This window comes from Vibrio sp. 970, from assembly GCF_033339075.1.
Genome location: NZ_JAWOTW010000049.1, coordinates 1 through 2,322, shown reverse-complemented (window position 1 = coordinate 2,322; position 2,322 = coordinate 1). Strand labels below are relative to the sequence as shown.

The following is a 2,322-nucleotide window of genomic DNA, read 5'->3' as shown; positions in this document are numbered from 1 at the left end:
TTCCTCCTTAGCTCAGTTGGTAGAGCGACGGACTGTTAATCCGCAGGTCGCTGGTTCGAGCCCAGCAGGAGGAGCCATATTAGAAGAAGCCGCATCATTTGATGCGGCTTTTTTGTATTAGTTTAAAGCTAAGCTCTCTCCTACTACCCACGAAATAACATAAGCGCTTTGATTATTAAAAACCGCTTACCGCAAGCTAACTATCGACTCACTAAGTAACCAGAAAATATTAACCACAAACGCGCGTGGCAAATGGTATGCCTTTCAACTAAAAAAAAGCCAGGTAAAAACCTAGCTTTTTAATTCAATCGGCCATCTCTGAAATCAGCTTAAACCACCAAGACAAATATACTTTGTCTCCAGATATTCATCGAGGCCTTGCTTAGCACCTTCCCGTCCAACACCCGACTCTTTAACTCCACCAAATGGAGCCACTTCAGTAGAGATGATCCCTTCATTCACTCCAACCATGCCATACTCTAAACCTTCACTAAAAGTCACAATACGCTTCAAGCTATTCGTATAGAAATAACAAGCCAAACCATATTCTGTATCGTTCGCCATTTCGAGAACTTGATCATCATTTTCAAAGGTAACAATAGGCAACACAGGCCCGAATAGCTCTTGCTGAACAATCGACATATTCTGCGTCACACTATCCAAAAGAACGGGCTCCATAAAGCGACCAGGCCGTCTCTGTGGAGAGTTAGCAATAGAGGCTCCTTCTTGTACAGCTTGATCGATCACCGCTTCTAGTCGATGCTTAGAGGCCATGGTAATAACAGGACCTAATGTGACACCTTTCTCTAAACCATTGCCAAGCTTTAATTTGCTTAACTTCGACAATACTTTATCAACAAAAGCTTGTTTTACATTTTTATGAACATATAGCCGATTGGTACAAACACATGTTTGCCCTGCATTACGGAACTTCGACGCGACAAGCCCTTCCGCAGCCGCATCTAAGTCTGCATCTTCAAACACGATGAAAGGCGCATTACCACCCAACTCCATCGACACCGCCTTGACTGAATCACTGGCTTGCTTCATCAAAATTTTCCCAACGCGCGTAGACCCCGTAAAAGAGATCTTCTGAATCCTAGGATCAGTACTTAGTACTTGACCAAACTCAGCAGCCTGTTCTGATACCACGACAGAAAGCAGTTCTTTAGGGATACCAGCCTGATAAGCTAATTCAACAACAGCAATTGCAGTGAGAGGGGTAAGCTCTGATGGCTTGATCAACATGCCACAACCTGCCGCTAGGGCTGGTGCTACTTTTCTTGTAATCATCGCAATAGGGAAGTTCCAAGGTGTAATTGCAGCGCATACTCCCACAGGCTGGCGAATTGCAGATAGACGTCTATCTGTCGTGGGGGCAGGAATAACTTCGCCATAAGCACGTTTTGCTTCTTCTGAGAACCACTCGACAAAAGAGGCACCATACATCACTTCCCCTTTGCTCTCAGCTAAAGGTTTACCCTGCTCTAAGGTAATAATCGTGGCTATGTCTTCTGCATTATCAAGAAGTAGTTGATACCACCCCCTCAAACGACGAGAGCGCTCTTTGGCACTTGATTTAGCCCAACGGACTTGCTCCGTTTTGCACTGACCAATGAGCTCATCTAACTCATCAAGAGTACTAGGCTTTAACCGAATTAACTCTTGCTCAGTTGCAGGGTTGATGACCACAATTCCCTCATCGGAAGACCATTGCTTAAATACAGATTTCAGCGTTTCATTTTTTATTTGTTGCATCATCAAACATACTCCTCAAGAACTCCTCTTAGGTTAATCGCTACTAGCAAGTTCAGCAAAGAAAACAAAGTTTTCTAAAAGGCATTAATTTTCGGAAGACTTAGCTCTCTTCCTCACTATATTTCGGGAAATTGCGTAATCCACGCAACGACGGTCCCGCTCTAAACATGGAAGCAATGAATGTTTGAGAAATAAGATGTAGAAAATTATTGTTTAAGAGAGACGCTAACAAAACGCGCAGTGAGGAAGACTATTCATTCTACTACGGTTGAGGGCGAGTGTTATAAAGACTCATTGTTCAAATGACCAATCTTTCAACGAGGACATAATACAAACTCGGAGTAATTGGAAGTGCAGGCAGCAGGCCCATCTTCCTGAGAAACTCATGTGCCAAAAGGGTAAAGAAAGTCGTATTGTCTCGCCTTCAATGTGTAAATGCATTTCTAGGGGACACGACCAAACGAAAAAGCCCCAGTCTTTCGACTGGGGCTTAATATAAGTGGCGGAGTGGACGGGACTCGAACCCGCGACCCCCGGCGTGACAGGCCGGTATTCTAACCAACT

General features: G+C 44.2%; 1 protein-coding gene and 1 tRNA gene. One reads left to right on the top strand and one right to left on the bottom strand.

Going from position 1 to position 2,322, the window contains the following annotated elements; all coding sequences use genetic code 11:
• Nucleotide 1: 1 nt before the first annotated feature.
• Nucleotides 2-77: transfer RNA gene (locus R7Q11_RS24560), tRNA-Asn, on the top strand.
• A 247-nt stretch (nucleotides 78-324) separates the two neighbouring features.
• On the opposite strand, the gene R7Q11_RS24555 is transcribed toward R7Q11_RS24560, so the two are convergent.
• Nucleotides 325-1,761 carry an NAD-dependent succinate-semialdehyde dehydrogenase gene (locus R7Q11_RS24555; protein ID WP_225466815.1) on the bottom strand — a complete coding sequence of 479 codons (1,437 nt, stop codon included), beginning with the start codon at nucleotides 1,759-1,761 and terminating at the stop codon, nucleotides 325-327.
• Nucleotides 1,762-2,322 lie beyond the last annotated feature (561 nt).

Coding starts and splice junctions, on each gene's coding strand:
- R7Q11_RS24555 (WP_225466815.1), bottom strand. CDS start 1,761: ATGATGCAACAAATAAAAAATGAAACGCTGAAATCTGTATTTAAGCAA.